This is a genomic window from Bradyrhizobium lablabi (assembly GCF_018129385.1).
Classification (GTDB): domain Bacteria; phylum Pseudomonadota; class Alphaproteobacteria; order Rhizobiales; family Xanthobacteraceae; genus Bradyrhizobium; species Bradyrhizobium lablabi_C.
The window spans coordinates 63,885-88,170 of record NZ_JAFCLN010000022.1; the positions used below are offsets into that span (position 1 = coordinate 63,885).

Here is a 24,286-nt window from a genome sequence, read left to right on the forward strand (position 1 = left end):
CCGAACAACTTACGGATCGATCTGGAAGGCGGAAATCCGGTCGATCTCGAATGCGACCGTTGCCGGGGATTCCGCGCTGACGAATCCGACGCCCTGAAAATTCTTTGCGCCCATCGCCAGATTGACGATCATGTAGGCGGGATCGTCGTAGCCGGGAGGCACCGCGATGTCGGCGACCGGCTTGCGGTCGATATAATAGGTGATGCGGTCGCGCTGCCACAGCGCGCCATAGTCGTGGAATTCGCTCGAAGCGGTCGGCACCACGAAATCGAATCCGCAGGAATTGACGAGGCCGGTTTCGGGGTTGCGCCAATGCGTGGTCATCACCATGGTGCCCGGCCGCTGCCCGCGGCCTTCCAGGATGTCGATCTCGGGCGGCCAGCCGCCGTCATCGGCGAGCATCCAGAACGCCGGCCACACCCCGATTCCGACCGGTATCTTGGCGCGGATTTCGAAGTAGCCGTATTTCTGCGCGAACACGCTCTGCGTGGTCAGGATGCCGGAGATGTATTCGTTGTCGAACAGCACGTTCTTGAGCTCGGGCGGCGTGCGGCTGGCGACGATTGAGAGGATGCCGTTGCTGACCTTGAACGGATCGAGCCCGAGCGGCGTCGTGCCGCGGCCGGCGTAGCGCGGATCGACATAGATCTGCTGTTCGCCGTTCCAGGCGGTCTTGCGCTTGAAGTCGGAGCCGTCGCCGCCCCAGTAGCGCGCATCGGGCCAGGCCGCGCCGCCGGCATAATGCGGTATCCATTTGCCGCGCGACAGCGGATGTTCGTTGAAATCGTCGTTAAACGTGCGGTGCATGGTGGTAATGCCAAAAACCGAATGCGTCGCCTCGATGCGGCGGCATTTCTCGGGTGCCGGATCGCTCGCAACCTGCAGCGAAAGGCTGGTCCGTGCGGAGGGGTGCTCTTCCTGCGCGAATGCTGACGCAAGCGCGGCCAGACATCCGATCGCGGCGATTATTCTTGGCGTCGTCACGTGATCAGCCTCATTGGCGCGGATGGCGAAATTTAGCCGACTGTCGTCATCGCGGACAAGAAACGCGAGGCGCGAATAGACGCGCAGCAGGTGCGACACCGTGCCCTTTCGCAAGCGGAAAGCGCTGTGTGACCTTGCGCACATAACTCGGCAGCGGGAGGGCCTAGGGTCATTTTCAGGCGGTGCTCAAAACCATTCGCAACCCAATCCCGTCTATGGGTCATATCAACCAAAGGGGCTTCCCATGAAAAAGCTTGTTCTGACCGTTGCTGCCGTTGCCACCCTTGCCGCTGTGGCGAGCGCTCCCGCTGAAGCGCGTGGCGGTCGTGGCGCACGCGTCGTTGCCGGTGTCGCGGCGGCGACTGCTGCGGCGATCGCGGCCGATGCCTATTACAACGGTGGCTACGGCTACTACTACGGTGGTCCGGTCGTTTACGGTGCGCCGGTGGTGTACGGCTATCCCCGCGTGCGCTACTATTACTGATCTCTCTACAGTTTGGTGCGAGGGCCCGGGACACCGTCCCGGGCTCTCTCGCATTTTGCGGCCAATTTGACCCGTATGCAGTCGCAGTCCTAAAAAGGCGGTCATTGAATCCGAACTTGCAGGCGTGCTCCTGACTTATCAGGCTATCCTTTGCGAGAACCATGTGAGGTCAAGTGACTGCGCCCAATCCCGCCGCCGGCAAGCCGGTCGATCCTGCTTCGCTGCAAAACATTCCCCGGCTGGTCACCGCCTATTTTGCGCAAAAGCCCGACCCGGCCGATCCCGCGCAGCGCGTCGCCTTCGGCACGTCGGGCCATCGCGGCTCGTCGCTGAAAAACTCCTTCAACGAGGATCACATCCTCGCAACCACGCAGGCGATCTGCGACCATCGCCGCGAAACCGGCCTGACCGGGCCGCTGTTCATCGGCATCGATACCCATGCGCTGGCTGAGCCGGCGCTGGCCAGTGCGGTCGAGGTGTTCGCGGCGAACGGCGTCGAGATCATGATCGATGATCGCGGCGGCTACACGCCGACGCCGGTGATCTCGCATGCCATCCTGAGCTACAACAAGGGGCGAACGTCGGGTCTTGCCGACGGCGTGGTGATCACGCCATCGCACAATCCACCGGAGGATGGCGGCTACAAGTACAATCCGCCGCATGGCGGCCCGGCCGATACCGACGTCACCGGCAAGGTGGAGAAGCAGGCGAACGCCTACATGGCGGCGGGGTTGCAAGGCGTCAAACGGATGCCGTATGAGCGCGCGCGAAAAGCACCGTCGACGCATCTCTACGATTACATCACGCCTTACGTTGCCGATCTCGGCAACAGCGTCGATCTGGCGCTGGTGGCCTCATCCGGCGTGAAGATCGGCATCGATCCGCTGGGCGGCGCGGCCGTGCATTTCTGGCAGCCGATCATCGAGCGCTACCGGATCAAGGCTGAGATCGTGAACGATGCGGTCGACCCGACCTTCCGCTTCATGACCGCGGATTGGGACGGCAAGATCCGGATGGACTGCTCCTCGCCCTACGCGATGGCGAGCCTGATCCAGATGCGCGACCGGTTCGACGTCGCATTCGCCAACGACACCGACGCGGACCGCCACGGCATCGTGACGCGCACGGGCGGGCTGATGAACCCGAACCATTTTCTGGCCGCCGCCATCGCCTATCTGTTCGCGCACCGGACAGGCTGGAGCGGGAGCGCCGCGATCGGCAAGACCATCGTTTCCAGCTCGATCATCGACCGCGTCGCGAAAAAGCTGAACCGAAAGCTGGTCGAGACGCCGGTCGGATTCAAATGGTTCGTCGAGGGTCTCGGCAGCGGCGGTTTTGGCTTTGCCGGCGAGGAAAGTGCCGGGGCTTCCTTCCTCAAGCGGGACGGAACGGTGTGGACGACAGACAAGGACGGCATCGTGATGGGCCTCCTTGCCGCGGAGATGATGGCGAAGACCGGCCGCGATCCGAGCCAGTCGTTCACCGCGCTGACCGACGAGCTCGGCGTGCCCTTCTACGAGCGCATCGACGTGGCGGCGACGCTGCCGCAGAAGAATGCGCTGAAAGCGGCGACGCCCGAGCAGCTCGATTTGAAGACGCTGGCCGGCGAACCCGTGCGTGCGGTCCGAACCAAAGCGCCGGGCAACGATCAATCCTTCGGCGGCCTGAAGGTCGAGACCGATAGTGGATGGTTTGCGGCGCGGCCGTCCGGCACCGAGGATGTCTACAAGATCTACGCGGAAAGCTTTGAAAGCGCCGATCATCTGAAGCGAATCCAGAGCGACGCGCAGGCCGCGGTCGCAAAAGTCTTCTGACGGCAAGGCCTGCGTCATGCGCGTGCTGCTGACGGGCTCTTCCGGCTGGCTCGGCCGCTTCCTGGCGCCGAGGCTGCGAACGGCCGGCCACCGCGTCACCGGGCTGGACGTGGTTGCGGGCGAGGAGACCGATGTCGTCGGGTCGGTCGCGGATCGGGCCGTGGTCGAGCAGGTGTTTGCGGATCACGCGATCGAGGCGGTGATCCACGCGGGCGCTCTGCACAAGCCGGACATCGCGCGCTTCGCCGAGCAGTCCTTTATCGATGTCAACGTCACGGGAACGCTCAACCTGTTGAAGGCGGCCGTCGCTGCCCGGCATGACCGCTTCGTCTTCACCTCGACGACCTCGCTGATGATCTCCCGGGAAATCAGGCAGGCCCGGGGATCGGCGGCCATCTGGCTCGATGAAGCTACCGGTCCGCTCGAGCCTCGTAACATCTACGGCTTGACCAAGCTCTCGGCCGAAGGGCTTTGCCGTCTCTACAGTTTCGAGCATGGGCTGAACTGCGCCGTGCTTCGCACCGGCCGCTTCTTTCCCGAGGAAGACGATACCGACCGCGGACTGAGCGGCGCGAATTTGAAGGCGAACGAATTTTTGCACCGCCGCCTCACGGTCGAGGACGCCGCGGATGCGCATGTCGTCGCACTGGAGAAAGCGCCCGCCGGCTTTGAGGTGTTCGTCATCAGCGCGCCGCCGCCTTTCGTGCGGTCGGATGCGGAAGCGCTGAAGGCAGACGCGGCGAGTGTTGTCGCGCGCTATTTTCCGCAAGCCGCTTCGCTCTACGCGCAGCGGGGCTGGCAGCTTCCGGCAAGCATCAGCCGCGTCTATGACCCGGCGAAGGCCGAGCGCCTGCTCGGCTTTCGCGCCAAGACCGATTTCGCCGCCGTGTTGCAGGCCTTGCGCATCGGCGCTTCGCTTCCCTTTGCACACGATCCCGACTATGTCTCGCCGTCCACGAGGCTCAAGGCATGACTGATTTCCACGGCGTCTTTCCCTATCTCGTCTCGCCCATCGATGCGTCCGGCAAGATCCGAACCGAGGTGCTGGCGCGCCTGTGCGACGACCTCATCGGCGCCGGCGTGCACGGGCTGACGCCGCTCGGCTCGACCGGCGAATTTGCCTACCTCAATGCGGCGCAGCGCACGGCGGTGGTGCAGACGACGATCGAGGCCGCAAAAGGTCGCGTGCCGGTCGTCGCCGGCGTCGTATCGACCTCGACCGCGGATGCGGTGGCGCAGGCGAAGGCGTATCAAAAGCTCGGGGCCAACGGCATCCTGGCGATCATGGAAGCCTATTTTCCGATTACGGACGCCGGCGTTGAAGCCTATTTCCGCGCGATCGCGGATGCCGTCGACATTCCCGTGGTGATCTACACCAATCCGCAGTTCCAGCGCTCCGACCTTACCCTCGACGTGATCGAGAAGCTCGCCGGCCATCCACGCATCGGCTACATCAAGGATGCTTCCACCAATACCGGGCGGCTGCTGTCGATCATCAATCGATGCGGCGAGAACATAAAGGTGTTTTCCGCTTCCGCTCACATTCCGGCCGCGGTGATGCTGATCGGCGGTTTCGGCTGGATGGCGGGACCGGCCTGCATCATCCCGCGCCAGAGCGTTGCGCTCTACGATCTCTGCAAGGCCAGGCGCTGGGACGAGGCACTGGTGCTCCAACGCAAATTGTGGCGGGTCAACGAGGCCTTTGCGCGCTTCAACCTTGCCGCCTGCATCAAGGCGGGACTGTCGATCCAGGGCTATGACGTCGGCGATCCCGTGCCGCCGCAGGCCGCGCTGACGGCGGACCAGCGCAAGGTGGTCGAAGCGGTGCTGCGCGATCTCGGCTAGGCAGGCCGCCTGCGGCATTTCAACTCTTCGATAACGTTGAGCGAACCGGAAACTTCCGGGCGCGTGCTGCGTTCTGGGGGAGCGGCGGGCAGGCCGCGAAGGAAGAATTTACCCATGAACCCCCGGTATGTGTTTGGTGCGGCCGTCGTGGCGGCCATCCTGGTGGCACTGACAGCGGCCAATATCAACCGCACCTGGACAGGCCCCACGGCCCGCGCGGTGGAGCAGCGCGGCCCCCTCGCGGAGGGCGAGCGGGCAACCATCGGCATTTTTGAGCGGGTGTCTCCGTCGGTCGTTCAGGTGGCGGCACGCTCGGCATCCAATCCCCTGATGGAGGAGCAGGGCGATGGGCAAGGCCAGGGCCAGGGCGCATCCGGCACCGGCTTCGTCTGGGACAATGACGGCCACATCGTCACCAACGATCACGTGGTGCAGGATGCGAGGCAAGTCGCGGTCCGCTTCGCCTCCGGCGAGGTGGCACAGGCGGAGGTGATCGGCGTGGCGCCGAACTATGATCTGGCGGTGCTGCGCATCAAGAGCGCACGCAACCTGCCGCCGCCGCTGGCGATCGGCAGCTCCGCTGACCTCAAGGTCGGACAATCCGCCTTTGCGATCGGCAATCCATTCGGGCTCGACCAGTCGATGACCAGCGGCATCATCAGTGCGCTGAAGCGCCGCCTGCCGACGCAAAGCGGCCGCGAGATATCCAACGTGATCCAGACCGACGCCGCGATCAATCCCGGCAATTCGGGCGGCCCACTGCTGGATTCGGCGGGACGCCTGATCGGCGTCACCACCGCGATCATTTCGCCTTCCGGCTCCAATGCCGGCATCGGCTTTGCGATCCCGGTCGACATCGTCAACCGCGTCGTGCCGGACCTGATCAAGAGCGGCCGCGTGCCGACGCCGGGGATCGGTATCGTGGCGGCCAGCGAAGCGGTATCGACCCGTCTCGGCATCGAGGGCGTCATCGTGGTGCGCACCACCCCCTCCAGCCCGGCGGCGCGGGCGGGCATTCGCGGCGTCGACATGTCTACAGGCGATATCGGCGACGTCATCACCAGCGCGGACGGCAAGCCGGTACGCCGTCTTTCCGATCTCACCGATCAGATCGAGCAGGTAGGGGCGGGCGGCAGCCTGCGCCTCACCATCAAGCGCGGCTCGGACAGCCGCGACGTTACCGTGAATATCGTCGATATCAGCCGGTCCTGAGGTCTCCTGCAAGAAGGCGCATGGCACCGATGCATGCACAAGATATGTGCCGTGCACGTCGGTTGTCTGCGCGGAAAAATCAGCTAAAACGCTGGCCGCTCATGATGAGGATTAAGGACAGCGAATGAACATTCTTCCCGGCAATTTGCGTTTTGGTGCGGGCCAGCCGGTCAAGCGTTTGGAAGATCAGAGACTGCTCACCGGGAAGGGACAGTTCATCGACGACAAGCCGGAAGACGGCGCGCTCTGGCTATATGTGCTGCGCTCGCCGCATGCGCATGCGAAAATCGTCTCGATCGACACCAATGCCGCGGCTGGCATGCCCGGCGTTCAGGCCGTTTATACCGGCGCCGATCTGGTCCGGGACGATATCGGCACCATACCGACGCTCGCGATCTTCAAGCGCCCGGACGGCTCGCCGATGACGGTGCCGCCGCGGCGCCTGCTTGCCCATGAGGTGGTGCGACACGCCGGCGAGGCCGTGGCTGCCGTCGTCGCCGCCTCGCGCGTCGAGGCGCAGACCGCAGCGGAAGCGATCGCGGTCGAGTACGAGGTGCTGCCGTCGGTGGTCGACCCCGTTGAGGCCGCAAAGCCCGGCGCGCCGGTGGTGTGGCCGGAGGCGCCCGACAACGTCGTGGCTGCGATGAGCTATGGCGATGCGGCCAAGGTCGAAGAGGCCTTCTCGAACGCCGCGCATGTCGTGTCGCTCGATCTGGTCAGCCAGCGCCTGGTCCCCTCGGCGATGGAGCCGCGCTCGACCATTGCCGAGGTCGACAAGACCGGCCGGCTGATCCTGTATGTGCAGTCGCAGACGCCGGCCTCCACGCGCGACGTGCTGGCGGGCGCCGTATTGAAGCGGCCGGTGGAAAGCGTGCGCGTGCTGGTCGGCGATATCGGCGGCGGCTTTGGTCAGAAGACCAATCTCTATCCTGAAGACGGCATCGTCGCTTACGCCGCGACCAAGTTGGCCAAGAAGATCCGTTGGCGCGGCGACCGCACCGATGAGTTCGTCGGCGGCACGCATGGCCGCGATCTCACCTCGACTGGCGAGTTCGCGCTCGACGCCAAGGGCCGTGTGCTGGCCTATCGCGTGCGCTCGATCGGTGGCACGGGTGCCTATAGCTCGGGTGCTGCCAACATCATTCCGCTCGTGCTCGGGCCGTTCGTGCAAACCGGCGTCTACGACCTGCCGCTGGTGCATTTCGAGGTGAAGTCGGTGATGACCAACACGGCGCCGGTCGGCGCCTATCGCGGCGCCGGCCGCCCCGAGGCTGTCTTCATCGTCGAGCGCCTGATGGACGCTGCCGCGCGCCAGATCGGCATGGACCCGCGCGCGATCCGCAAGGTGAATTACATCAAGCCGGCGCAACTGCCTTACACCAATGCGGTCGGGCAGGTGTACGATTCCGGCGCCTTTGCGCACATGCTGACGCGCGCCTCCGAACTTGCCGACTGGGACGGCTTTGCCGCGCGCAAGAGAACGGCGAAGAAGCGCGGCATGCTCTATGGCCGCGGGCTGACGTCCTACATCGAATGGACAGGCGGCCGCGCCCACACTGAAAAAGTCTCGCTGCATGCCACCGCAGAAGGCCGCGTCATCCTGCATTCCGGCACCATGGCGATGGGGCAGGGGTTGCAAACCACCTACAGCCAGATGGTGGCCGAGGCGCTCGGCATTCCCATGGACAGGATCGACGTCGTGCAGGGCGACACGGATCTCGCCACCGGATTCGGCAGCGTCGGTTCGCGCTCGCTGTTCGTCGGCGGCACGGCGGTCGCGGTCTCGACCAACGACCTGATCAACAAGGCGCGCGAGAAGGCGTCAAACCTGCTGGAAGCTTCCGCCGGCGACATCGAATATCGCGACGGCTATCTCACGGTGGTCGGCACCGACAAACGGATCAGCCTGTTCGAGATTGCTGGGAAAGAGAATGGCGCCAGGCTCAGCGTCGACAGCGAAGGCGAGGTCGACGGGCCGAGCTGGCCGAACGGCACCCATATCTGCGAAGTCGAGATCGATCCGGAAACCGGCGTCACCAGGGTGGTGCGCTACACCACGGTCGATGACGTCGGCGTCGCCGTCAATCCGATGCTGGTGACCGGTCAGGTGCACGGCGGCGTCGCGCAGGGCATCGGCCAGGCGCTGTATGAGGGCGTCGCCTATAGCGAGGAAGGCCAACTGCTGACCGCGAGCTACCAGGACTATTGCGTGCCGCGCGCCGAAGACATTCCGCCGATCGAAGTGACGCTGGATGATTCCGCGCCGTGCAAGACCAATCCGCTGGGAGCCAAGGGCTGCGGCGAATCCGGCGCGATCGGCGGCCCGCCCTGCATCGCCAATGGCGTGATGGATGCGCTGAGCGAGCTCGGCATCAAGCAGCTCAACACGCCGCTGACGCCGGCGAAGGTCTGGCAGGCGATCCGGGATGCGAGCTAGGGCGGGGGTCTAGGCACGTCGTTTCAAACTCACCGCTGTCGTCCCGGCGAACGCCGGGACCCATACACCGCGGCGGCTGTTGTTTTGCGACGGCGTCGGCGACCTCGTTTCAACCGAGAGCACAACGCGGTATGGGTCCCGGCGTTCGCCGGGACGACGTGTGGAGAGGTCAGCGTGCTGGGCTAAATCCCCAGCACCATCTTCGCGATGATCTCGCGCTGGACCTCCGACGAGCCTCCGAAGATGGTATAGGCCCGGCCGTTGAGATATTCCGGCACCACCGTCAGCATCCCCTCGGGCACCGGCGGCTGATGGTTGAGGCGGTACAGCGGGCGCACCGGCTCGACGGCGAGGCCGTCATGGCCGATCACGTCGACGCCGAGCCGCGTCACCGCCTGGCGGATTTCGCTGTTGCGCAGTTTGAGGATCGACGAAACAGCGCCGGGACGCTCGCCGGTCTGTAGCGCCGACAACACGCGCAGCTCGGTCATTTCCAGTGCGTCGATGTCGACCTCGATCTCGGACATCCGCAGGGAAATGTCGGGATCGTCGATGGCGCGGCCGGTGATGTCGGCTTCCGCAAGCTCTGAAATCGTCCGCAACGCCTCGCGCAGTTTCGCGGAGGCAATGCCGGCGCCGCGCTCAAACTCGAGCAGATACTTGCCGTAGGTCCAGCCCTTGCCTTCCTCGCCGACGCGGTTGGCGACGGGCACACGAACGTCGTCGAAGAACACCTGGTTGACCTCGTGATCGCCGCCGATGGTCAGGATCGGCCGCGTCGTGATGCCCGGCGTCTTCATGTCGATCAGAATGAAGCTGATGCCGTCCTGCTTCTTCTCGGTCTCGCTGGTGCGCACCAGCGCGAACATGCGGTTAGCGTGGTGGGCATGCGTGGTCCAGATCTTGGTGCCGTTGATGATGTAGTCGTCGCCGTCGCGCTCCGCGCGCGTTTTCAGCGAGGCGAGATCGGAGCCGGAGCCCGGCTCGGAATAGCCCTGGCACCAATAGTCCTCGCCGGAAAGAATTCGCGGCAGGTAAAAGTCTTTCTGCTCCTGCGTGCCGAAGCCGATGATGACGGGGCCGACCATCTTCACGCCCATGACGTTGACGTTGGGAACGCCGGCGCGGGCGCATTCGGCCTCGAAGATCCAGCGTTGCGCCGGCGTCCATTTGGGACCGCCATAGTCCACCGGCCAGCCGGGCGCGCCCCAACCCTGCTTGTGCAATTTCCGCTGCCAGGCCATCCCGATATCGGGATCGGAAAACACCGATGGGGTCAGCGCGGTGGCACGCTTCATTTCCGGCGTCAGGTTGGCGGCGATGAAGTCGCGCACTTCCTGTTCGAAGGCGCGTTCCTCGGCGCTGAAGGTGAGGTCCATGGTGCGCTCCTTACGCGTTGGTCCGCCCGCCGAGCGCGGCGTGGCGGCGATAGTGATGCGCGCTGCCGCCGAACAGCGTGTCGAAGGCGAGCAGACGTTTGAAATAAAGGCCGATGTCGAGTTCTTCGGTGACGCCCATGGCGCCGTGAAGCTGAACCGATTGCTCGGAGACAAAGCGCGCACATTTGCCGATCTTGGCCTTCGCGCCGGAGGCTGCGCGGCCGCGTGCCACGGGCTCAGCATCCGCCATCAGCGCCGCGCGCAGCGCCATCGAGCGCGCCTCGTCGCATTGCATCGCCATGTCGGCGAGGCGATGGCGGATCACCTGGTTGGCCGACAGCGGCCGGCCGAACTGTCTCCGGATATTTGTATATTCGATCGTGGTGTCGAGCAGCGTCTGCATGATGCCGACGGCTTCCGCACCAAGCGCCGCCATGGCGCGATCGATCACAGCCTCGATGACGGGGAGGGCATCGCTGCCGTCTCCAAGCAGGGCGTCGGCGGGGAGGCGCACATCTTTCAGCGTAAGATTGCAGGCGCGGCCGCCACCGAGGCGCGAATAGTCGCTCCGCACGAGGCCGGGCGTATCCGATGGAATGAGGAACAGGCAGAGATTGCCGGACGCGCCGTTGCTGTTGGCGACGCGCGCGGACACGATGATCTGACCGGCGGCATTGCCGTCGAGCACTGTGATCTTCTGGCCGTTGAGATGCCAGCCGTCGGACGCTTTGGTCGCCAATGTCTCGACCTTGGCGAGATCGAACCGCGCGGCGCGCTCGGAATGCGCAAAGGCGAGGATCAGCGAACCGTCGGCGACCTTTGGCAGGATCGCCTGCTTCTGCGCTTCGGTGCCGCATTGGGCGACCAGCCCGGCGCCGATCACAACGGTCGACAAAAAGGGCTCCGAGACAAGACCGCGGCCGAAGGCCTCCATCAGAATCCCGATCTCGATGGCGCCGCCGCCGAGACCGCCGTGATCTTCGCCGATCGGCAATGCCAGCCAGCCGAGATCGGCAAACTGCTTCCACAGCGCCGGGCTGAAGCCGAGCGGTTCGCCAGCGATCTTGCGCCTGTTGTCGGCGGTGTAGGTTTCCTTGACAAAGCGGTCGGCGCTCTCGCGCAGCAGCCGCTGCTCATCGCTTAAGGTGAGATCCATCTGATGGTTCGCTCGAATTCAAAGGGCTGTGGTCTTGCTGGCTTCGCTCGGCTTCCTGACGGAAGGGTGCAGGCCCGAGGGGTCCACGACCATGCCGAATTCCTGAAGGTTATGCGCATGGCAGAGCTGATGCAGCGCAAAGGCCTGCTCGATCGCCGCCGGCTGGCCCATCACGTCGACGGAGCGGTTGACGGCTTCCTTGGTCAGCTTCAGTGCAAACGACGGCTTGGCGGCGATCCGCTGCGCCAAATCAAGCGTGAAGGACGAAAGTTCAGCCCGCGGCACCACGTGATTGACCATGCCGAGCCGGTGCGCCTCCTGCGCTTTCCAGACGTCCGCCGTAAACAGCATCTCCTTGGCCTTGCGCGGGCCGAGTTCCCAGGGATGCACGAACCATTCGACGCCGCAGACGCCCATGGTGACGACGGGGTCGCAGAATTCCGCATCGTCGCTGGCGACGATGAGATCGCAGGCCCAGGCCAGCATCAAGCCGCCGGCGATGCACTTGCCGTGCACTTCGGCGATCGTCGGCTTGGCAAGGTTACGCCAGCGCCGCGTGATCTGGAGGTAAATCTCCTGCTCGCGCGCGAAGCGTCCGTGCGCGTTCGGCTCGGCAAAGCCACCCCAATTTCCAACCGGTGGAAAATCCACGCCCGCGGCATTCTTGCCGCCGGGGCGCAAATCGTGCCCGGACGAGAAATGCGGGCCGTTGCCGGCGAGGATGATGACCTTGACCGCATCGTCCTGCACCGCCTGGTCGAAGGCGGCATTGAGATCGTAGGTCATCTGCAAGTTTTGCGCGTTGCGCGCCTCCGGCCGATTCATCACGATCCGCGCAATGCGCGGCTCGGGCCGTTCCACGATGATGGTCTCGAATGCCATGACGCCCTCGCGTTTCCCTTTTTGTTTTGTTAGGGCCATGTTGTGATGGCGGCTGGCGATAGGCAAGGGCGGAGTGATGCGTTTAGACGCTGTCATTCCGGGAGGCGGGCGACGATGCGCTATCGTGTCCCGTGCGCTGCGCAGCATGAAGCGCTTGCGGAATGATGCGCTGCCCGGGACCCATGATAGGGAGTTCGCAGCGAGCATGGGTCCGGCTCGGAGGCCGGGACACGAGAGAGCGCGCCCACAATGACGAACCAAATCGGTTCTGCTACGTTCACTACAATATTGCCGGGAGATCAAAATGCGTAAATTTTTCACGGTGCTGGCGGCGCTGTCGTGTCTGAGCCTGACGAACTGCGGCTACAATGCGATCCAGACCAATGACGAACAGGTCAAGTCGGGTTGGTCGGAAGTGGTCAATCAATACCAGCGCCGCGCCGATCTCGTGCCCAATCTCGTCAACTCGGTGAAGGGTTTTGCCCAGCAGGAAAAGGACGTGCTGTTAGGGGTCACCAACGCCCGCGCCAAGGTCGGCAGCGTGCAGGCCTCGCCCGAGGTGCTGAACGATCCCGCCGCGTTCCAGAAATTCACGCAGGCGCAGGGCGAGCTCTCCAGCGCGCTGTCGCGCTTGCTGGTCGTGACGGAAAACTATCCGCAGCTTAAGTCGGATGCGCTGTTCAAGGATTTGATGGCGCAGCTCGAAGGCACCGAGAACCGCATCACGGTGGCGCGCAACCGCTACATCAAGGCGGTGCAGGACTACAACGTCGGCATCCGCACCTTCCCGAACAACCTGACGGCGATGGCGTTCGGCTACAAGGAGAAACCGAACTTCTCGGTGGAGAACGAGGCGGAAATTTCCAGGGCACCCAAGGTCGATTTCAATCCGGCGCCCGCGAAGTAGCCGTCGGGCGGCTGCTGCCATGAATGCTGCAAGAGTCTTCGTTCTTGCACTGCTGCTGGGCTGGGTCGCCCCGGCCTTGGCGCTGGTGGCCGTGCCGCCGCTTACGGGGCGCGTGGTCGACCGGACCGGAACGCTGTCGAGCGGCGACGTCGCCTCGCTGACGCAGACGCTACAGGACCTTCAGACCCGCAAGGGCAGCCAGATCGCGGTGCTGATCGTGCCGACCACGGAAGGCGAGCCGATCGAGCAGTACGCGCTGCGCGTGGCGGAAGCCTGGAAGATCGGCCGCAAGAAGATCGACGACGGAGCGCTGCTGGTCATCGCCAGAAACGACCGGCACTTGCGCATCGAGGTCGGCTACGGCCTCGAGGGCGCGCTCACCGACGCCACCACCAAGCGCATCATCGACGAGGTGATCACGCCGAAATTCAAGAGCGGGGACTTTGCCGGCGGCATTTCGGCCGGCGTCAACCGGATGATCGGCGTCGTCAACGGCGAAAAGCTGCCGGCGCCGGAGCCGGCGCATTGGGACGGCGACAATCTGTTCGATCAGTTCAATCCGTTCTGGATCATGTTCGCACTCGCCGTGAGCGGCATCTTGCGTGGCGCGCTCGGGAGGCTGGTCGGCGCCGGCGCGACCGGTGGCGTTCTCGCTGTGGTCGCGTGGTTCCTGTTTGGAAGTTTGACGCTGGCGCTGGCCGTAGGCGTGCTGGCGTTCATCTTCACGATGCTCTTTGATCTCGTGCCGTCGGGAGGCAGCAGCGGGGCGGGCGGCGGTGGCAGTTGGTCGAGTGGCAGCAGCCGCAGCAGCGACTGGAGCAGCAGCAGTAGCAGCGGTAGCTCGAGCGGCGGCTTCAGCGGCGGCGGCGGCAGCTTTGGCGGCGGCGGTGCATCGGGGAGCTGGTAGCATGGGCATCAAGCGTGTCGGCAGGCATCTCCTCGAACATCGCTGGCGCCTGAAGCGCATCTTCACGCCCGCGGTGCTGGCGCGGATCGAGGCGGCGATCAAGGCGAGCGAGGCGACGCATTCCGGCGAGATCAGCTTTGTGGTCGAAGGCGCGCTCGACGGCATGCCGCTGTTCCGCAACCAGCCGGCGCGCGAGCGCGCGCTGGACATCTTCTCCCAGCTTCGCATCTGGGACACCGAGCACAATAACGGAGTGCTGATCTATCTGCTGCTGGCCGACCGCGATTTCGAGATCGTTGCCGACCGCGGCATCGACGCCAAGGTCGGCGCGGCCGGCTGGGAAAAGATCTGCACGGAAATGGAACGCGATTTCAGGGCGGGCGATTTCGAGCGCGGCGTCATCAGGGGCATCGAAGCGGTGTCGCACCTGATGGCGCAGCATTTCCCCGCGCAGGGTGGTGACCGCAACGAATTGCCGGATGCGCCGGTGGTGATTTAGGCTACTGTCAATCAAAACAAACACCGTCCCGGGAGAGAACACTCATGAACCGCCGCGAACTACTCAAGGCCGCCGCCGCATTGCCGCTGGCACAATCTGCCTTCGCCAACACCGCGTCGGCGCAAGGCGTCTATCCCTCGCGCAACGTCACCATGATCGTGCCGTTCCCGGCCGGCGGCCAGGCCGATCTTGCGGCGCGGCCGGTGGCGCTGGCGCTGGAGAAGATTCTCGGCAAGCCTGTGATCGTCGACAACCGCGCGGGCGGCGGCGGCGGATCGGTCGGCAATGCTGCGGCCGCGCGCGCCGAGCCTGACGGACACACGCTGCTGATGACATTGTCCTCGCTAGCCGTGCTGCCGGAAGCCGACCGCCTGTTCGATCGCCCGGTGGCCTATGAAGTCTCGCAATTCGCGCCGATCGCGCGCGTGCTCGCCGATCCGACGCTGCTGGCGGTGCCGGCTTCCGCGCCGTGGAAGACGCTCCAGGAATTCGTCGATGACGCCAAGGCGCGGCCCGGACAAATTCCCTATGGTTCGTCGGGACCGTACGGCACGCTGCATATCGCGATGGAGATGTTCGCGGCGAGCGCCGGCATCAAGTTGTTGCATGTGCCGTTCCGCGGCGCCGGTCCCGCGCTCACCGCCTTGCTCGGCGGCACGGTGCAGGCGCTGGCCTCCGCGCCGGGCACGCTCAAGCAGCAGGTCGACGACGGCAAGATGCGGGTGCTCGCCAATTGGGGCGCCAGGCGCATCGACAGCTTTCCGAACCTGCCGACCTTCCAGGAGCTCGGCTACAAGGATGTCGAGTTCTACATCTGGGCCGGGCTGTTCGCGCAGGCGGCGCTGCCCGCGCCGATCATGACGCGGCTGCGCGAAGCGATGGCGCAAGCCGTGAAGGCGCCGGAGGTGGTCAAGACCTTCGAGACCGCCGGCAGCCCGGTTGCCTATCTCGATGCGCCCGATTTTTCAAAGTTCGTTGCGGCCGACTCGGCGCGGCTGATCGCGGCGGTGAAAAAAATTGGGAAGGTGGAGTAGGCCTCCTTCACATTTTATTGTGCGGCAAGAACCTTGTCCGGCCCGATTTATTTGCTGGTCTGAAAGCGTGTGCGCCGCGAGACGCGCGCCCACAAAGTCTTCTACCAGCAGAAAGGACCCCGGCATGAGAACGCAACGAATCGTGCTTGCGCTTGCGCTGTCGATTGCCGCAACCGGCGCGGCCAAAGCGCAGGAATATCGCGGAACCTGGGAACAGCAGATGGCCTGCACGCCCGACGTTTGGCGTCTGTGCAGCGAGCATGTTCCCGATACCGGCCGCATCGTGAGCTGCCTGCGGCAAAACACGCCGAACCTGTCGAGCGGCTGCCGCGCGGTGTTCGAGACCAACGCCCAGCAGGAGGCCTCGCGGGCCGCACCGCGTGCACGCTCCGCTCCATCGCCGCAGTACCAGCAGCCGCAATATCGGCAGCCGCAGTACCAGCAACCCATACAGCCGCAGTACAGGCAGCCCGGGCCCTATATCGAGGACGACGAGGATTAGGCGGGCTGCGTGTCGGCCGGCGTCAGGCAGACGTCGACCCATTCGGCACCGGTGAGTTCCGCCATCCGCTCCGGCGTGATCTTCACCGCGCTGTGGGTGGAGCCGGCGGCGGGAACCACCACGTCGAACGCCTTCAGCGAGACATCGCAATAGACCGGCAGCGGCGTCTTCAGCCCGAACGGACAGACGCCGCCGACTTCATGGCCGGTGATGTCGGCGACCTCGTCGAGGCCGAGCATCTTTGGCTTGCCGCCGAACAGCGCCTTCACCTTCTTGTTGTCCATGCGCGCGGTGCCGGCCGCCACGATCAGCACCACGCGATCGCCGACCCGCAGGGACAGCGTCTTGGCGATCCGCGCCGGCTCGACGCCATAGGCTTCGGCGGCCAGCGCAACGGTCGCCGAGCTCATGCCGGATTCGATCACGGAGATGTCGGGCGCCTTCTCCGCGAAGAAGGCGCGGACCGATTCGATGCTCATTCGCTATGACCTCTGGGAAACCAGTGCGGGCAGCTCGGCCAGCGCGCGGATGCGATGGTCCGGCTCAAAGCCCAGCTCGTCCATCTGCGTGCGGATCGCCTTGAACATCGTCAGCGGCGGCAGCACCTCGCTCTCGACGCAGGCGAGCGCCATCGCTTCCGGCGTCACGCGTTCGATCCAGGCGACGTTCAGGCCGAACGATTTTGCGCCGCAGACGTCCCACGGATTGGAGGATATGAACAACACCACGGAAGGCGGCACGTTCAGGGTGGATTCGATCAAGGTGTAGGCGTCCGGGCTTGGCTTGAATATCTTGTTTGCATCGACGCTGATGGTGGCGTCAAGCACGCGGTCGAGCCCGGTGTTGCGTACCAGCGGGTTCAGCATGTCAGGACTGCCGTTGGACAATATCGCAAGCTTGCGATCCTTCATGGCGGCGAGCGATGAAAGCGCATCCGGATAGAGATCGAGATGCAGGTATTTTTCCATGATGCTCTCGAACGCCGCTTCGTCATAGGTCAGTCCGAGACAGCGCAGCGTGTAGATGAGCGACTCGCGCGTAACAGCAGAAAAATCCCGGTAACGTCCCATCAGCGAGCGCAGCCAGGAATATTCGAGCTGCTTGATCCGCCAGACCTGCGTGATGATCTCGCCATAGCCGGGAAACGCATCCTCGGTGACGGATGCCACCGACTGGATGTCATACAGCGTGCCATAGGCATCGAACACGACGGCTTTGATTGTCACGGTTGTTTCTCTTTGTTGCCGATCGTCGCATACAGGAATTTGCGCAGCGCGTCGATGGAGCGATCCAGCGCCGCCTGGTTGAATTCGAGGTGATGGCCAAGAAATTGTCGCGGGGTTGCGAATTCGGGGATGTCGAAATCGTGATAGGCGCCGGGATGCACGATCAGCTCGATCGGAGCGCCCTTGCCCTGTTCGCGCGAGATCCCCCAGTCGTCGCGGCCTTCGGCAAGGTTGCGGCATTCCTTTGCCGGCGTCCAGTCGTCGAGCTCGCCGACCATGATTAGCGTCGGCACCGTCATGTTGCCCTTCAGTCCGAGGCAGGGCGGATAGAAGCCGACCGCCGCGCTGAATTTTTCCTTGGAGCTGCGCTCGAGCTGGCCGCGTTCGACGGAGAGCAGCGCCAACATGGCGCCTTGCGAAAATCCCACTACGGCCACGCGGCTCGGATCGACCAATGACTGCTCGACAAGGAAATTCAGCGCGCGATAGGCATCGTGCAGAGTCTGTGGCGGCAGTCCGCCGGTGCAGGCATTGGTGATGCCGCGCGTGCCGAACCGGTCGATGGTCAGCGTGACGTAGCCCCACTCCGCAAGTCGTTTGCCCCAGCGTTCGTCGATCCCGCGCCAGGCGCCACCACAGCCGTGGAGCAGCACGACCGCGGGCGAGGGCCCGGGACCATCAGGCAACCGCAGAAAACCCTGCAATGCCTGCGGGCCCGCCTGCGAGAGCGGACTTTCGAGTTCGACAAGGCGTGGCGGTCTGTCGGCCGCCGGCGCAAGGTCAGCGCCGGCGCTCCAGATCGGGAGCGAGAGGAGCAGGGCGGCAAATCTGGCGAAGCTCGTCATGGACCACCTCGCGAAGTTGCCGCCGATGATACTCCCTTAGATGCCCAAAATCTTCCGCGCGTTGGCCTTCAGCACCTTCGGCCTGATCTCCTCGCGGATGTCGAGCTTGGAAAAATCCGCAAGCCAGCGGTCCGGCGTGATCACCGGCCAGTCCGAGCCGAACAGCATCTTGTCCTGTAGGATCGAGTTGATGTAGCGCACCAGGATCGGCGGAAAATATTTCGGCGACCATCCGGAGAGATCGATATAGACGTTCGGCTTGTGGGTCGCGACCGACAGCGCCTCCTCCTGCCAGGGGAAGGAGGGATGGGCGAGGATGATCTTCAGATCCGGAAAGTCCGCCGCGACGTCGTCCATATACATCGGGTTGGAATATTTCAGGCGCATGCCCATGCCGCCGGGCATGCCGCTGCCGACGCCGGTCTGGCCGGTATGGAACAGCGCGATGGCGCCGCCGTCGTTGATCGCTTCATAGAGCGGATAGGCCATGCGGTCGTTGGCGTAGAAGCCCTGCATGGTGGGGTGGAATTTGAAGCCGCGCACGCCGTATTCCTCGATCAGCTTGCGCGCCTCGCGCACGCCCAGCTTGCCCTTGTGCGGATCGATGCTGACGAACGGGATCAGCACATCGAGATTATCGGAGGCGACCTCGAGCATCTCGTAATTGTTGTAGCGGCGGAAACCGGTCTCGCGCTCGGCATCGACCGGAAAGATCACCGCGGCGATATTCTTCGAGCGGTAGTAGGCCGCGGTTTCCGGCACGGTCGGCGGATGCTTGTTCGGCGACTTGAAATATTCCGCCATGCGCTCCTGGAAATCGTCATAGCCGTCGTCGGCGTGCAGCCCGCACGGCTCTTCGGCATGGGTATGGATGTCGATCGCGACGACCTTTTCGATGTCGGGCAGCTTCAGCTTGGGCATGGTTTCCTCGTCGCGGATGGCTTGATTTTCGGCTTCCGAAAATTGATTATACCATATAACGAATTTCGCAAGGCGGGATAACCGTCGAAAAGCGGGAGGACGGCATGGCGCAGGCGCAAGCCTTCGAGACCGATTTCTGGAAAGACGCCAATCTGCGCAAGGTCTGGGACGAGATCGTTCCCGGCGAGCCGCGCAAGACGATTCCCTACACGCTGACAAAGGAAGCGATCGAGCTCTACTGCAAATCGGTCGGCGAGACCCATCCCCTCTATTTCGACGAGGCTTACGCGAAGACCACGCGCTATGGCGGGCTGATCGCGCCGCCGTCGATCCACATCATGCTGATGTTCTCCTGCACGCCGGCCGACGACTGGATGCGCTCGCCCGGCACGGTCAATGCCGGGCAATCCTGGAGCTACAACGTCCCGGCGCGGCCGGGTGACGTCATCACCCTGCAAGCCCGCGCGCTCGACAAGTTCATCAAGCGCGAAAGGTTGTTCGTGGTGCACGACAACGTCTTCTTCAATCAAAAGGGCGACGTAATCTGTTCCGGCCGCGGCTGGACGATTCGGCCGGCTTGAGGGGAGAGCGCAATGACGACCACGTTCGACAGCCTTTCCGCCGGCGACACCATCGACGGGCCGCAATTTTCGGTCTCCCGCGAATCCATCCGCCTGTTCTGCGATGCCTCGCTCGACTACAACCCGCTGCATCTCGACGACGACTACATGAAGGGCAGTTTCGGCAAGACCCAGTTCGGCGGCGTGATCATGCACGGCATGAACAATTTCGGCCTGATCTCGCGCATGATCACCGACTGGGCGTACCCGGCCGGCGCCATCCACCGCCGCCTGGAGACGCGCTGGGTCAAGCCGGTCAAACCCGGCGACACCATCCGGCCCTCCGGCATCATCAAGGCCAAGCAGTCGACCGGCAAATCGCGCTGGGTGCTGATCGACGTGGTGGTGAAGAACCAGCGCGGCGAGAAGGTCGCCACGGGCGAGGCCATGGTCGAGTTCCCGCTGGATTTGTTCTGCCAGTGATTCCGCCCTTGACCCGTCAGCCTGAGGCGCGAGCCTTGCGGTGCACTTGCACCGCTGGGCGAGCCTCGAAGGATGAATCGGCCACAGGCGGGCCGTGCGCCCTTCGAGGCGCGCCAAGGCGCGCACCTCAGGGTGACGGGGGGAAAGTTCCGATCTGGTCCAAAACAGCCATATCCGTCCCTTTCGGTTGACATCTGGACCCACCATGCCCTAGAAACCGCCCCGTCCCGGGCGGCATGGCCGCCGGCGGGCAAAATCCCTTTTTCGCCAATTTCGGCCTGTCCAGCACGGCCTTTGGAAGCAATCAGGATTGTCCCATGAAGGTCCGTAACTCGCTGAAATCGCTGCGCGGCCGCCATCGCGCCAACCGTCTGGTCCGCCGCAAGGGCCGGGTCTATGTGATCAACAAGGTTCAGCGCCGCTTCAAGGCGCGCCAGGGCTGATTGCTCGGCCAAGCGCCTTTCGGCCTTATCTTCTCACGTCCGTTTGAGGTCGCGCCGCTTTGCAGCGCGATTTTCTGCGTCTAGACTTCGCTTATGGCGTTGAGATTCCCGACCCTCCGGAACACCCTACCGGCACTGTTCGCAGCGGCCTTGATCGCAGCCATGCCGGCAGCTTCGTTCGCGCAGAACGACCCTCGCGTCGTGCCGCCGAAGGACAGCAAAAAGAAGCTGCCGGAAGCGCCTGCCAAGCTGCCCAAGGTCGGCGCCGATCGCGGCAAGGGCATCGACTTCCTGTTCGGCGCGCTGAAGGCCGCGCCCGATGAGGCCAGCGCCCGTCACGTCGAGGCGCGGATCTGGGCGCAATGGATGCAGACGCCGAGCGACACTGCGGCACTCCTGATGACGCGCGCCAAGGCGGCGATGGACGCCAAGAACGTCGACGTCGCGCTGAAGCTGCTGGACTCCATCGTGAAGCTGCGCCCCGATTATGTCGAGGCGTGGAATCGCCGGGCGACGCTCTACTACCTGAAGAACGACTACCGCCACTCGCTGGAAGACATTCAGCAGGTGCTGATCCGCGAGCCCCGGCATTTTGGGGCACTGGCCGGACTCGGTATGATCATGCAGGATCTCGGCGACGACAAGCGCGCGCTGGAAGCGTTCCGCAAGGCGCTCGCGGTCAATCCGTACCTGGAAAAAGTGCCGGAGCTGGTGAAAACCCTTACCGAAAAGGTAGAAGGCCGCGATATCTGATACGCGCCTGTTAACCACCAGATGCTGACGGCGATTGTGTGCGGGCTGCCGCGCGACTTACATTGCGGGATACGCGTGTAGGAGCGAAAATTATGAAAAGCTTGCTGCTCGCCGGCATCATGAGCATCGGGTTCGGAACGGCCTGCTTTGCCCAGCAGGGCTATTGGGTGGTCGGCAACCGCGCCAACGGCAAGTGCGACATCGTCACCAGCAATCCCGTCATCTACGAGGGCGGCGCCTACTCGACGGGATATTGGTTCGGAACCGGGCCCTACGGATCGCTCGACGACGCCAAGCTGGCGCGTTCGACGATCAGCGCCTGCCCCAAGGAAGAGCCCAAAGCCGACAACTGACGGTCCGGATCAATACCTAGAGCATGATCCGGAAAAGTGGACACCGGTTTTCCGAAAAGATCATGCTCAAACAAAAAGATAGAGCGGATGACGATTCGAAGAAAAGTCATCCTGCTCTAGTGCAGACGCTGGTTGCTGCGCTCGGCGACCACGCCGGTCACCGCATAAAGCTGCGCAAGCTCGGCTTCCAACTGCTCGTTGACCAGCAGCAGGGCCTTTACCGCACCGCGCAGATCGCCATTGCAGGCGGCCACGATGCGGTCGATCGCGGCTTCGCTGAGATTGTTAAACATTGAAGTTCCTCCGTTACCCGCCTTACAAATCTGCTTCATCCGGTTCCGTTCCTGTGGATTCAGTGGATGGCGCCGGACAACAGGCAGACGTGATCGGTTGAGGCCGCCGCGTAGCCGAAATAACGGCGGGGAATGTATAAAGTGGCCAATGACGGGCGTATGACCCACTATCCACAGGCCCCGCGTTTTGTGGAAAACCCGGCGAAACCGCTATGCGCCAGGCTCGTAGCTCGCAGGTGCCCAAACCCCTCCGGAACATCTCAATGGTAATCCTGTCCGTGGTGGCGGCGCTGGCGGTGCTGGCGCTGATCACGCAGGCCGGCGTCTTCGCCGTGCAGCGTGCCCACCCGCCGCAAGGCCGCATGGTCGAGGTCTCCGGCGCGACGCTGCACGTCCTCGATATCGGGCCGCGCGATGCGGACGTGCCGATCGTGATGCTGCATGGCGCGAGCTCCAACCTTGAGGTGATGCGGCGGCCGGTCGGCGAGCGCCTTGCGAAGACGCATCGCGTGATCCTGATCGATCGCCCCGGCCATGGCTGGAGCACACGCGAGCAGCTTTCGGATTCAACCCCGGGCCTGCAGGCCCGCATGATCGACGAGGCGCTGCGAAAGCTCGGTGTGGAGCGGGCGATCATTGTGGTGCATTCCTGGAGCGGCGCGCTCGGCTTGCGCATCGCGCTCGATTATCCCGATCGTGTCGCGGGTCTCGTGATGCTGGCGCCGGTCGCCTATCCCTGGCCCGGCGGTGTCGGCCGATACAACTACGTGGTGACCACGCCGGTGATCGGTCCGCTGCTCGCACACACCGTCACATTGCCGCTCGGCCTATGGCTCGCCGATTCCGGCGCCGGCGGTGTGTTCGCTCCGCAGGCGATGCCGGACGGTTTCGTGAAGGATACCGCGACGCGTTTGCTGCTGCGCCCGCGCGAGTTCGTCGCCAACGCCACCGATCTGGTGACGCTGCGCGCGGCAATGGCGGAGCAGGCGCCGCGCTATGCCGACGTCACCGCTCCGATCACGATCATCGCCGGCGATGTCGACAAGACCGTGTCGACCCACATCCATTCCCAGCCGCTGGCGAAGACCGCGCAGAACACAAAGTTGATCGTCCTGCCTGGCGTCGGCCACATGATCCAGTACGCGGCGCCCGATCTCGTGATTGCCGAGATCGAGGCCACGGCCAAAGCCGTCACCACGACCACCGCGTCCGCCGGCGCGGCCAACCAGGCCGTAGACCCGTAAGCGCGCAGCCACGGCCGCAACGAGGCGAGCTGCATCATGGCGAGAAATTGGCGGCGGGTGTGGCGGCTTGGGACCTGAGCGTCGGCGAGTCGATCGAATCTGTATTTGGCAATGAAAGCGTCCGGCAACTCCGCGCGCAGCTTCCTCTTGCATGCCGCCAATCCGTGCGCTAGATACTGAACCACATGGTTCAGTATGCGAAAACCCGCCTCGATGCCTCGTTCGCCGCGCTCTCGGACGCCACCCGACGCGGCGTTCTGGAGCAACTCGGACATGCAGACGCTTCGATCACGGACCTTGCCGAGAAGTTCCGCATGACCCTCACGGGCATGAAGAAGCACGTTGGCGTCCTGGAGCAGGCGGGGCTCGTCATCACGGAGAAGGTCGGGCGCGTGCGGACCTGCAAGCTGGGCCTGCGCCGGCTGGAGGACGAGGCGGCATGGATCGAGAGATACCGCCAACTCTGGACCGCACGCTTCGACGAACTGGACAAGGTTATCGAGGAACTGAAACGGAAGGAGAAGGCCGATGGACGAAAGAAGAGAGAGTGATCCCACTTCCGGGAAGAACCGCACGACGGTGGAGCGCAGCTCCGATCGCGAGACACTGGTCACGCGAATCGTTCAGGCGCCCGCCCACCTGGTGTTCGAGGCATTCACGCGCCCCGAGCTCTTCAGGCAATGGTGGATTCCGAAGTCGATGGGCATGACCCTGCTCTCCTGCGAGATGGATGTTCGCACCGGCGGCGGCTATCGCCTGGAGATCAAGCACCCCGCCGCGCCCGACCCCATGGCGTTCTACGGCAAATACGTCGAAGTCACGCCGTACTCCCGCCTCGTCTGGAGCAATGACGAAAACGGGGACGCCGGATCCGTGACCACGGTGACCTTCGACGAGCGGAATGGAGAGACCCGGGTGACCGTGCGCGAGCTCTATGCGTCGAAGGAAGCGCTCGACGCCGCCGGCAACGGCGCGGCCGATGCGATGCCCGAGCAGTTCGAGCAACTGGACCAGCTTCTCGTCACCCTGGGCGGGAGCGTAGGGCGGTCATGAAGTCGATTTCGCGGCCGGCCATGCCAAACCGCAAGATCGGTCGAGCACATTATGGCCGTCAGCGACTAAC

General features: G+C 64.0%; 28 protein-coding genes. 19 read left to right on the forward strand and 9 right to left on the reverse strand.

Annotated elements, in window-relative coordinates; all coding sequences use genetic code 11:
* Positions 1–9 precede the first annotated feature (9 nt).
* A complete protein-coding gene (locus tag JQ628_RS29610; RefSeq protein ID WP_249128600.1) occupies positions 10–948 on the reverse strand; it encodes a glycoside hydrolase family 16 protein in 939 nt (312 codons plus the stop codon).
* 280 nt (positions 949–1,228) lie between these two features.
* Between JQ628_RS29610 and JQ628_RS29615 the strand changes: the two genes are divergently transcribed.
* The 6 genes from JQ628_RS29615 to JQ628_RS29640 all read left to right on the forward strand — a co-directional run bounded on the left by JQ628_RS29615 (position 1,229) and on the right by JQ628_RS29640 (position 8,776).
* Complete coding sequence (locus JQ628_RS29615; RefSeq protein WP_212228656.1) at positions 1,229–1,468, forward strand: hypothetical protein; 240 nt, start codon at positions 1,229–1,231, stop codon at positions 1,466–1,468.
* A gap of 173 nt (positions 1,469–1,641) precedes the next feature.
* Positions 1,642–3,282: a phosphoglucomutase (alpha-D-glucose-1,6-bisphosphate-dependent) gene (pgm, locus tag JQ628_RS29620; protein WP_212228658.1), complete on the forward strand. Its 1,641-nt coding sequence runs from the start codon at positions 1,642–1,644 to the stop codon at positions 3,280–3,282.
* 16 nt (positions 3,283–3,298) lie between these two features.
* Positions 3,299–4,255: an NAD-dependent epimerase/dehydratase family protein gene (locus JQ628_RS29625; RefSeq protein WP_212228659.1), complete on the forward strand. Its 957-nt coding sequence runs from the start codon at positions 3,299–3,301 to the stop codon at positions 4,253–4,255.
* Positions 4,252–5,127, forward strand: a complete 876-nt coding sequence (locus JQ628_RS29630; RefSeq protein WP_212228661.1) for a dihydrodipicolinate synthase family protein — start codon at positions 4,252–4,254, stop codon at positions 5,125–5,127. Before JQ628_RS29625 ends, JQ628_RS29630 begins: the two co-directional genes overlap by 4 nt.
* Before the next feature lie 114 nt (positions 5,128–5,241).
* Positions 5,242–6,339: a S1C family serine protease gene (locus tag JQ628_RS29635; protein ID WP_212228671.1), complete on the forward strand. Its 1,098-nt coding sequence runs from the start codon at positions 5,242–5,244 to the stop codon at positions 6,337–6,339.
* A 124-nt stretch (positions 6,340–6,463) separates the two neighbouring features.
* Positions 6,464–8,776 (forward strand): xanthine dehydrogenase family protein molybdopterin-binding subunit, encoded by a 2,313-nt coding sequence (locus tag JQ628_RS29640; protein ID WP_212228673.1) that lies wholly within the window; start codon positions 6,464–6,466, stop codon positions 8,774–8,776.
* 182 nt (positions 8,777–8,958) lie between these two features.
* Here JQ628_RS29640 and JQ628_RS29645 read toward each other — a convergent pair whose 3' ends face one another.
* The 3 genes from JQ628_RS29645 to JQ628_RS29655 are packed head-to-tail and all read right to left on the reverse strand — an operon-like array spanning position 8,959 to position 12,193.
* Entirely contained in the window at positions 8,959–10,155 is a 1,197-nt protein-coding gene (locus tag JQ628_RS29645; protein WP_212228675.1) for an acyl-CoA dehydrogenase family protein, read from the reverse strand.
* A 10-nt stretch (positions 10,156–10,165) separates the two neighbouring features.
* The gene (locus tag JQ628_RS29650) at positions 10,166–11,311 is read right to left on the reverse strand and encodes an acyl-CoA dehydrogenase family protein (RefSeq protein WP_212228689.1); all 1,146 of its coding nucleotides are present in this window, start codon (positions 11,309–11,311) and stop codon (positions 10,166–10,168) included.
* A gap of 18 nt (positions 11,312–11,329) precedes the next feature.
* Positions 11,330–12,193, reverse strand: a complete 864-nt coding sequence (locus tag JQ628_RS29655) for an enoyl-CoA hydratase (RefSeq protein WP_212228691.1) — start codon at positions 12,191–12,193, stop codon at positions 11,330–11,332.
* 304 nt (positions 12,194–12,497) lie between these two features.
* Between JQ628_RS29655 and JQ628_RS29660 the strand changes: the two genes are divergently transcribed.
* The 5 genes from JQ628_RS29660 (at position 12,498) to JQ628_RS29680 (ending at position 16,042) form a co-directional block, all read left to right on the forward strand.
* Entirely contained in the window at positions 12,498–13,100 is a 603-nt protein-coding gene (locus JQ628_RS29660) for a LemA family protein (protein WP_212228693.1), read from the forward strand.
* Positions 13,101–13,119: 19 nt separating this feature from the next.
* Positions 13,120–14,007 carry a TPM domain-containing protein gene (locus JQ628_RS29665; protein ID WP_212228695.1) on the forward strand — a complete coding sequence of 296 codons (888 nt, stop codon included), beginning with the start codon at positions 13,120–13,122 and terminating at the stop codon, positions 14,005–14,007.
* A gap of 1 nt (position 14,008) precedes the next feature.
* Positions 14,009–14,506 carry a TPM domain-containing protein gene (locus JQ628_RS29670; protein ID WP_212228711.1) on the forward strand — a complete coding sequence of 166 codons (498 nt, stop codon included), beginning with the start codon at positions 14,009–14,011 and terminating at the stop codon, positions 14,504–14,506.
* A 44-nt stretch (positions 14,507–14,550) separates the two neighbouring features.
* Positions 14,551–15,540 (forward strand): tripartite tricarboxylate transporter substrate binding protein, encoded by a 990-nt coding sequence (locus JQ628_RS29675; protein ID WP_212228714.1) that lies wholly within the window; start codon positions 14,551–14,553, stop codon positions 15,538–15,540.
* Between the two features lie 124 nt (positions 15,541–15,664).
* A complete protein-coding gene (locus JQ628_RS29680; RefSeq protein ID WP_249128585.1) occupies positions 15,665–16,042 on the forward strand; it encodes a cysteine rich repeat-containing protein in 378 nt (125 codons plus the stop codon).
* Here the strand turns inward: JQ628_RS29680 and JQ628_RS29685 are convergent.
* From JQ628_RS29685 to JQ628_RS29700, 4 genes are read right to left on the reverse strand one after another with little or no spacing between them, the layout of a single operon-like run.
* Positions 16,039–16,521 (reverse strand): YbaK/EbsC family protein, encoded by a 483-nt coding sequence (locus tag JQ628_RS29685; RefSeq protein ID WP_212228718.1) that lies wholly within the window; start codon positions 16,519–16,521, stop codon positions 16,039–16,041. The two genes, JQ628_RS29680 and JQ628_RS29685, sit on opposite strands and share 4 nt — an antisense overlap.
* 3 nt (positions 16,522–16,524) lie before the next feature.
* Positions 16,525–17,268 carry a haloacid dehalogenase type II gene (locus JQ628_RS29690; RefSeq protein ID WP_212228728.1) on the reverse strand — a complete coding sequence of 248 codons (744 nt, stop codon included), beginning with the start codon at positions 17,266–17,268 and terminating at the stop codon, positions 16,525–16,527.
* Positions 17,265–18,113 carry a dienelactone hydrolase family protein gene (locus tag JQ628_RS29695; RefSeq protein WP_212228731.1) on the reverse strand — a complete coding sequence of 283 codons (849 nt, stop codon included), beginning with the start codon at positions 18,111–18,113 and terminating at the stop codon, positions 17,265–17,267. Before JQ628_RS29695 ends, JQ628_RS29690 begins: the two co-directional genes overlap by 4 nt.
* Positions 18,114–18,149: 36 nt before the next feature.
* Entirely contained in the window at positions 18,150–19,034 is an 885-nt protein-coding gene (locus JQ628_RS29700) for an amidohydrolase family protein (protein WP_212228732.1), read from the reverse strand.
* Between the two features lie 104 nt (positions 19,035–19,138).
* On the opposite strand from JQ628_RS29700, the gene JQ628_RS29705 reads away from it, so the two are divergent.
* The 5 genes from JQ628_RS29705 to JQ628_RS29725 all read left to right on the forward strand — a co-directional run bounded on the left by JQ628_RS29705 (position 19,139) and on the right by JQ628_RS29725 (position 21,626).
* Positions 19,139–19,615 carry a MaoC family dehydratase gene (locus tag JQ628_RS29705; protein ID WP_212228733.1) on the forward strand — a complete coding sequence of 159 codons (477 nt, stop codon included), beginning with the start codon at positions 19,139–19,141 and terminating at the stop codon, positions 19,613–19,615.
* A 12-nt stretch (positions 19,616–19,627) separates the two neighbouring features.
* Complete coding sequence (locus JQ628_RS29710; protein ID WP_212228734.1) at positions 19,628–20,077, forward strand: MaoC family dehydratase; 450 nt, start codon at positions 19,628–19,630, stop codon at positions 20,075–20,077.
* 317 nt (positions 20,078–20,394) lie between these two features.
* Positions 20,395–20,520 carry a type B 50S ribosomal protein L36 gene (gene ykgO / locus JQ628_RS29715; protein WP_006611362.1) on the forward strand — a complete coding sequence of 42 codons (126 nt, stop codon included), beginning with the start codon at positions 20,395–20,397 and terminating at the stop codon, positions 20,518–20,520.
* 93 nt (positions 20,521–20,613) lie between these two features.
* The gene (locus tag JQ628_RS29720; protein WP_212228735.1) at positions 20,614–21,273 is read left to right on the forward strand and encodes a tetratricopeptide repeat protein; all 660 of its coding nucleotides are present in this window, start codon (positions 20,614–20,616) and stop codon (positions 21,271–21,273) included.
* Between the two features lie 92 nt (positions 21,274–21,365).
* Positions 21,366–21,626 (forward strand): hypothetical protein, encoded by a 261-nt coding sequence (locus tag JQ628_RS29725; RefSeq protein WP_212228736.1) that lies wholly within the window; start codon positions 21,366–21,368, stop codon positions 21,624–21,626.
* 116 nt (positions 21,627–21,742) lie between these two features.
* Here JQ628_RS29725 and JQ628_RS29730 read toward each other — a convergent pair whose 3' ends face one another.
* Positions 21,743–21,919: a hypothetical protein gene (locus JQ628_RS29730; RefSeq protein WP_212228737.1), complete on the reverse strand. Its 177-nt coding sequence runs from the start codon at positions 21,917–21,919 to the stop codon at positions 21,743–21,745.
* A gap of 263 nt (positions 21,920–22,182) precedes the next feature.
* Between JQ628_RS29730 and JQ628_RS29735 the strand changes: the two genes are divergently transcribed.
* The 3 genes from JQ628_RS29735 (at position 22,183) to JQ628_RS29745 (ending at position 24,216) form a co-directional block, all read left to right on the forward strand.
* Complete coding sequence (locus tag JQ628_RS29735) at positions 22,183–23,163, forward strand: alpha/beta fold hydrolase (protein ID WP_212228739.1); 981 nt, start codon at positions 22,183–22,185, stop codon at positions 23,161–23,163.
* Between the two features lie 185 nt (positions 23,164–23,348).
* Positions 23,349–23,714 (forward strand): ArsR/SmtB family transcription factor, encoded by a 366-nt coding sequence (locus JQ628_RS29740; protein WP_212228741.1) that lies wholly within the window; start codon positions 23,349–23,351, stop codon positions 23,712–23,714.
* Positions 23,692–24,216, forward strand: a complete 525-nt coding sequence (locus JQ628_RS29745; RefSeq protein ID WP_212228750.1) for an SRPBCC domain-containing protein — start codon at positions 23,692–23,694, stop codon at positions 24,214–24,216. Before JQ628_RS29740 ends, JQ628_RS29745 begins: the two co-directional genes overlap by 23 nt.
* Positions 24,217–24,286 lie beyond the last annotated feature (70 nt).